The 3505-nt window shown below is 38.5% G+C and carries 2 protein-coding genes and 1 pseudogene; 2 read left to right on the top strand and 1 reads right to left on the bottom strand.

The annotated features are described in order from the left end of the window. Window positions 1-1566, bottom strand: a 1566-nt coding sequence (locus BXU11_RS17135; RefSeq protein WP_223253776.1) for a hypothetical protein, incomplete at its 3' end; no start/stop codon positions are given. Window positions 1567-2063: 497 nt separating this feature from the next. Here BXU11_RS17135 and BXU11_RS17130 point away from each other — a divergent pair. Beyond that, complete coding sequence (locus BXU11_RS17130) at window positions 2064-2279, top strand: hypothetical protein (protein ID WP_078213381.1); 216 nt, start codon at window positions 2064-2066, stop codon at window positions 2277-2279. A 29-nt stretch (window positions 2280-2308) separates the two neighbouring features. Next, window positions 2309-3505, top strand: a pseudogene (locus BXU11_RS17125) (SprB repeat-containing protein); the annotation flags it as partial.

Below are 3505 nucleotides of genomic sequence, written 5' to 3'. Positions count from 1 at the left end.
ACCTACATTGGTAATACCATCATTATTAGCATCAACATAAGTACCTTCTTTGGTGATGTTGATACTTGGCGTTTGAGTCAATGGAGTAATGGTACAATCTGTACATTCAGGGTTCACAGGACAAGAAGTACAAGGTGTAGGATCCGAAGAAGTATCAGTAACAGGATTTCCTTTAGGATCTTTACCCGTTGCAGTAGCCAAGTTGTACACATAACCAGTATTGATATCCTCTTGAGTGATGATATGACTGCCAGAGAATGTAGTAGCATCAGTTGCGCCTACAGCAAGAGTAGCAATTGGTCCACCAGAGATTGTAGCATTATTATCTGTAACAGTGATATTAGTTAAGGTGGTGTTTCCAGTGTTTTTGATTACGAAGTTATAAGAAACTAGATCACCTACATTGGTAATACCATCATTATTAGCATCAACATAAGTACCTTCTTTGGTGATGTTGATACTTGGAGTTTGAGTCAATGGAGTAATGGTACAATCTGTACATTCAGGGTTCACAGGACAAGAAGTACAAGGTGTAGGATCCGAAGAAGTATCAGTAACAGATTTGTTTTCTGGATCTTTACCAGTAACAGTAGCCAAGTTGTACACATAACCAGTATTGATATCCTCTTGAGTGATGATATGACTGCCAGAGAATGTAGTAGCATCAGTTGCGCCTACAGCAAGAGTGGCAATTGGTCCACCAGAGATTGTAGCATTATTATCTGTAACAGTAATATTAGTTAAAGTGGTGTTTCCAGTGTTTTTGATTACAAAGTTATAAGAAACTACATCACCTACATTGGTAATACCATCATTATTAGCATCAACATAAGTACCTTCTTTGGTGATGTTGATACTTGATTCTGAAATAGCGTAATTATAATTAGCTTTACAGCCATTTTTATCAGTAATTTCAATAGTGTAATTTCCGTTTTGTAAGCCAGAAATGTCTTCTAGTGTAGAACCATTTGACCATAAGAAAGTATAAGGTGATGTTCCTCCTGTGACAGTAATGTTTATTGAGCCATTGTTACAATTTGCACAGTTGTTATTGTTTATAATAATAGCAGTTGCACTTAATGGAGCTGCAGGTTGTCCAACAGTTACTGAATTAGATTGAGAAGAACAAGAATCACTAACCGTTACAGTATAAATTCCCGCAGGCAAATTATTTACAGAAGCAGTTGAACCCACCACTGTATTGGAAGCATTTTTCCAAGAATAAGTTACTGTTCCCACGGCGCCAGTTACGTTACCCGCAGTTACAGACCCAATGCTAGCTCCAAAACAAGAAGCATCTGTTTTAGAAGAAGCTGCCAAAGCCAAAGCCGTTGCAGGTTGTCCAACAGTTACTGAATTAGATTGAGATGAACAAGAGTCACTAACTGTTACGGTATAAGTTCCCGCAGGCAAATTATTTACAGAAGCAGTAGAACCCACCACAGTATTGGAAGCATTTTTCCAAGAATAGGTTACTGTTCCCACGGCGCCAGTTACGTTACCCGCAGTTACAGAACCTGTACTAGCTCCAAAACAAGAAGCATCAGTTTTAGAAGAAACTGCCAAAGCCAAAGCCGTTGCAGGTTGTCCAACAGTTACTGAATTAGATTGAGATGAACAAGAGTCAGTTACCGTAACGGTATACAGTTCCTGCAGCTCAAATTAATTACAGTAACAGTAGAAACCAGCAGCTTTGGATTTGAGCATTTTTCTAAGAATAATGTTACTGTTTTACAGCTCAGTTACAGGGCTGCATTACAGAGCCCGTACTGAGCTCTAAACAAGTAAGCATTAGTTTTGAAAAATGCCTAAGCATAAGCTGTGCGTTCTCACTGCTTACAGAATAATTGAGCATGAACAGATCATACCGTTACGGTAACTGACTCTTGTTCATCTCAATCTAATTCAGTAACTGTTGGACAACCTGCAACGGCTTTGGCTTTGGCAGTTTCTTCTAAAACTGATGCTTCTTGTTTTGGAGCTAGTACAGGTTCTGTAACTGCGGGTAACGTAACTGGCGCCGTGGAACAGTAACCTATTCTTGGAAAAATGCTTCCAATACTGTGGTGGGTTCTACTGCTTCTGTAAATAATTTGCCTGCGGGAACTTATACCGTAACAGTTAGTGACTCTTGTTCATCTCAATCTAATTCAGTAACTGTTGGACAACCTGCAACGGCTTTGGCTTTGGCAGCTTCTTCTAAAACAGATGCTTCTTGTTTTGGAGCTAGCATTGGGTCTGTAACTGCGGGTAACGTAACTGGCGCCGTGGAACAGTAACTTATTCTTGGAAAAATGCTTCCAATACAGTGGTGGGTTCAACTGCTTCTGTAAATAATTTGCCTGCGGGAATTTATACTGTAACGGTTAGTGATTCTTGTTCTTCTCAATCTAATTCAGTAACTGTTGGACAACCTGCAGCTCCATTAAGTGCAACTGCTATTATTATAAACAATAACAACTGTGCAAATTGTAACAATGGCTCAATAAACATTACTGTCACAGGAGGAACATCACCTTATACTTTCTTATGGTCAAATGGTTCTACACTAGAAGACATTTCTGGCTTACAAAACGGAAATTACACTATTGAAATTACTGATAAAAATGGCTGTAAAGCTAATTATAATTACGCTATTTCAGAATCAAGTATCAACATCACCAAAGAAGGTACTTATGTTGATGCTAATAATGATGGTATTACCAATGTAGGTGATGTAGTTTCTTATAACTTTGTAATCAAAAACACTGGAAACACCACTTTAACTAATATTACTGTTACAGATAATAATGCTACAATCTCTGGTGGACCAATTGCCACTCTTGCTGTAGGCGCAACTGATGCTACTACATTCTCTGGCAGTCATATCATCACTCAAGAGGATATCAATACTGGTTATGTGTACAACTTGGCTACTGTTACTGGTAAAGATCCAGAAAACAAATCTGTTACTGATACTTCTTCGGATCCTACACCTTGTACTTCTTGTCCTGTGAACCCTGAATGTACAGATTGTACCATTACTCCATTGACTCAAACTCCAAGTATCAACATCACCAAAGAAGGTACTTATGTTGATGCTAATAATGATGGTATTACCAATGTAGGTGATCTAGTTTCTTATAACTTCGTAATCAAAAACACTGGAAACACCACCTTAACTAATATCACTGTTACAGATAATAATGCTACAATCTCTGGTGGACCAATTGCTACTCTTGCTGTAGGCGCAACTGATGCTACTACATTCTCTGGCAGTCATATCATCACTCAAGAGGATATCAATACTGGTTATGTGTACAACTTGGCTACTGCAACGGGTAAAGATCCTAAAGGAAATCCTGTTACTGATACTTCTTCGGATCCTACACCTTGTACTTCTTGTCCTGTGAACCCTGAATGTACAGATTGTACCATTACTCCATTGACTCAAACGCCAAGTATCAACATCACCAAAGAAGGTACTTATGTTGATGCTAATAATGATGGTATTACCAATGTAGGT

The organism is Flavobacterium sp. LM5 (assembly GCF_002017945.1).
Lineage (GTDB): Bacteria > Bacteroidota > Bacteroidia > Flavobacteriales > Flavobacteriaceae > Flavobacterium > Flavobacterium succinicans.
The sequence above is the reverse complement of the archived record's forward strand: the minus strand, read 5'-3'. Positions and strand labels throughout refer to the sequence as shown.